The sequence below is a fragment of the Saccharomonospora halophila 8 genome (assembly GCF_000383775.1).
GTDB classification, from domain to species: Bacteria; Actinomycetota; Actinomycetes; order Mycobacteriales; family Pseudonocardiaceae; genus Saccharomonospora; species Saccharomonospora halophila.
This window is the reverse complement of the sequence record NZ_KB912532.1, coordinates 1-2,713: the sequence shown is the minus strand read 5'-3', so window position 1 is coordinate 2,713 and position 2,713 is coordinate 1. Positions and strand designations below refer to the sequence as shown.

At 73.6% G+C, this 2,713-nt stretch carries 2 protein-coding genes; both read right to left on the bottom strand.

Features of this window, described 5'->3' with window-relative positions; all coding sequences use genetic code 11:
• The coding region (locus tag SACHA_RS25210; protein WP_198010127.1) for a serine hydrolase domain-containing protein at positions 1-1,385 on the bottom strand (1,385 nt) is incomplete at its 3' end.
• A gap of 195 nt (positions 1,386-1,580) precedes the next feature.
• Positions 1,581-2,713 (bottom strand): exo-beta-N-acetylmuramidase NamZ family protein (locus SACHA_RS0109620; protein WP_019809245.1); only part of this gene is annotated, 1,133 nt, incomplete at its 5' end.

The following is a 2,713-nucleotide window of genomic DNA, read 5'->3' as shown; positions in this document are numbered from 1 at the left end:
GGTGCGCTGAACCACGAGTGCGTGCCGTGGACCGGGGCGACGGCGAGCGACCGCGCCAGCGCGGTCGCCCACGCCCGGCGGGCGGGATTGGGCGAGCCCCACGAACGGGACGGGTGCACCCGGTTCGTGAGCAGCACCGCGACCGACCCGGACAGCGGGTCGAGCACCAGCGACGTCCCCGTGTAGCCGGTGTGCCCCGCCGTGGACGGGGAGGTCAGACCGCCCATGTACCGGATCTCGTCGAGGTCGAAGCCGAGCCCGTGGTTCTCCTCCCCGGGGGTCTGGTCGGTGAGCATGGTCCGCACGGTCTCCGGGCGGAGGATGCGGGTGCCGTCGTAAATGCCGCCGGCCAGCAGCGTCCGGCCGAGCACGGCGAGGTCGCGCGCCGTGGAGAACAGCCCGGCGTGTCCGGCCACCCCGTTCAGGGCCCACGCGTTCTCGTCGTGGACCTCGCCGTGCACCATGCCGCGGGCGGGCCGTGTCTGGAACTCCGTGGCGGCGATGCGGTCCCGTTCGTCCGGTGGGGGCGTGAATCCGGTGTCGGACATCCCGAGCGGGCCGGTGATGCGCTCGGCGATCACCGTGTCCAACGGCTCGCCGGTGGTGCGTTCGATCAGCACGCCCAGCGTGATCAGGTTGAGGTCCGAGTAGGAGTATCCGGACCCGGGGGCGGAGCGTGGCTCGACCTCGAGGACCGCTCGGATGCGGGATTCCTCGTCCGGGTGGTCGCGCCAGAGCAGCAGCGTCGGCGGGAGGCCCGAGGTGTGTGTGAGCAGCTGGCGGACCGTGACGTCGTGTTTCCCGTGGGCCGCGAACCCGGGCAGGTACCGCGCCACGGGGGTGTCGAGTCCGATCCGCCCGCGCTCGACGAGCTGCAGGGCCGCGACCGAGGTGAACAACTTCGTCACCGAGGCGATGTCGAAGACGGTGTCCTCCCGCATCGGGACCCGTTCCTCCGGCGGCAGTTCGGTGCCCGTGCCGTCGGCGTAGCGCACGGCATCGCCCGTCGCGTGCGTGGCCACGATCTCGCCGTCGTGGGCGAGCAGCCCCACCGCACCGGGGAAGAGTGGGCGGCCGTCCACCCCGGCCGGGCCCGGTTCGGTCCACCGGTCGAGACGCCGCTCGGCGGCCCGGATCGGCTCCGGGTCGAGCCCCGCCCGTTCCGGGGTGGAGTCGGTGAGCACGCCCGAACCGGCGGAGGAGAAGCCGGGGCGGGGCCGGTCGAACCGCCCGGAGCCGGTCTCCACCGCGGTCATCGCGGTCACCCCCGTCAGCGTCAGTAGCGCGAGCAGCACGGTGACCGGCTTTCTCCTGCCCCGTGCCCCGGCGGAAGCCCCCGGGCACGTCGGGCGCGCCGGGGGTGCCGTCGTCCCCTTCGCCCGCATCGTCGCCGTTCACCTCCATGCTGCCCCGGCCCGGCCGCGGCCGTCGGGCCGGCCCGCGCTCCGTGCCGTCCGCTTCGTCCGTGCGCTCCGGGCCGTCCGGTTACGTCCGTATCGCCGTGATCGTCCGTGTCGTCCGTGATGATCGTGGTTGTCGTGTCGGGTCCGTGTGATCCGGCCGGACCCGGGTGCCGGCGCTCACCGGTAGAGCAGGTGGGGACGGCGTCGGCGCCGGAAGTCCTCGAGCCCGTCCTGCCAGGAGGCGACGATCTCGTCGGCTCCCGCCCCCGCGTCCACCATCCGGCGGACGGTGTCCGAACCGGTGAGCTTGTCGATGAAGTGGTCGTCCCGCCAGGCGAACAGGTCGGGATGGTGACGTGCCGCGGTCACGAGCATCTCGATGGCGGTGCCGATCGGGTCGAACGAGGACGGGTCGGTCACCGTCAGTTGCACCCCGCCACAGGTCTCGCCCGCGAACGTGCCGAAGGTCGGCACGAAGTAGGTCTCCCGGAACCGCACGCCGGGCAGGTTCCGCTCCACCAGCCGCGCACGCCAGCGCCAGTCCAGCCCGGGCGCGCCCACCGTCTCGAACGGCCGGGTCGTGCCGCGCCCCTCGGAGAACACCGTGCCCTCGAACAGGCACGTCCCCGGATACACGAGCGCGGTGTCCGGGGTGGGCATGTTCGGGCTCGGCGGGGTCCACGGCAGGCCGGTGTCGCCGAACCGGACGTCCCGGCGCCAGCCCGCGACCGGCACCACGTCGAGCTCGGGTACCCGGCCCCCGTCGTCCGGCAGGAACTCGGCGTCGAAGAACCGTGCCAGTTCGCCCACGGTCATCCCGTGCTGCTGCGCGATCGGGCGCAGCCCCACGAACGAGCGGAACGCGGGGTCCAGCACCGGCCCCGCCGCGTGCCCGCCGAGCGGGTTCGGCCGGTCCGGCACGACGAACGCCGCCCCGACGCGGGCGGCGGCCACCATCGCCTGATACATCGTCCAGATGTAGGTGTAGAAGCGGGCGCCGACGTCGGCGATGTCGAACACGACCGTGTCCACCCCCGCGTCGGTGAACAGTGCCGCGATGGTGTCCGCGTCGGCGCGGTAGATGTCGTGGACCGGCAGGCCGGTGCGCGGGTCGGTGCCGTCGCGCTCGGAGGAGCCCGCCTGGGAGCTGCCGCGGAACCCGTGCTCGGGGCCGAACACCGCCCGCGGGCGGACTCCCGCCGCGACCAGTGAGTCGACGACGTGGTCCCCGTCGGTCAGCACGCCGGTCGGGTTGGACACCACCCCGATCCTCCGCCCGGCCAGGTGCCGCCAGCCGTCGGCGGCCAGCC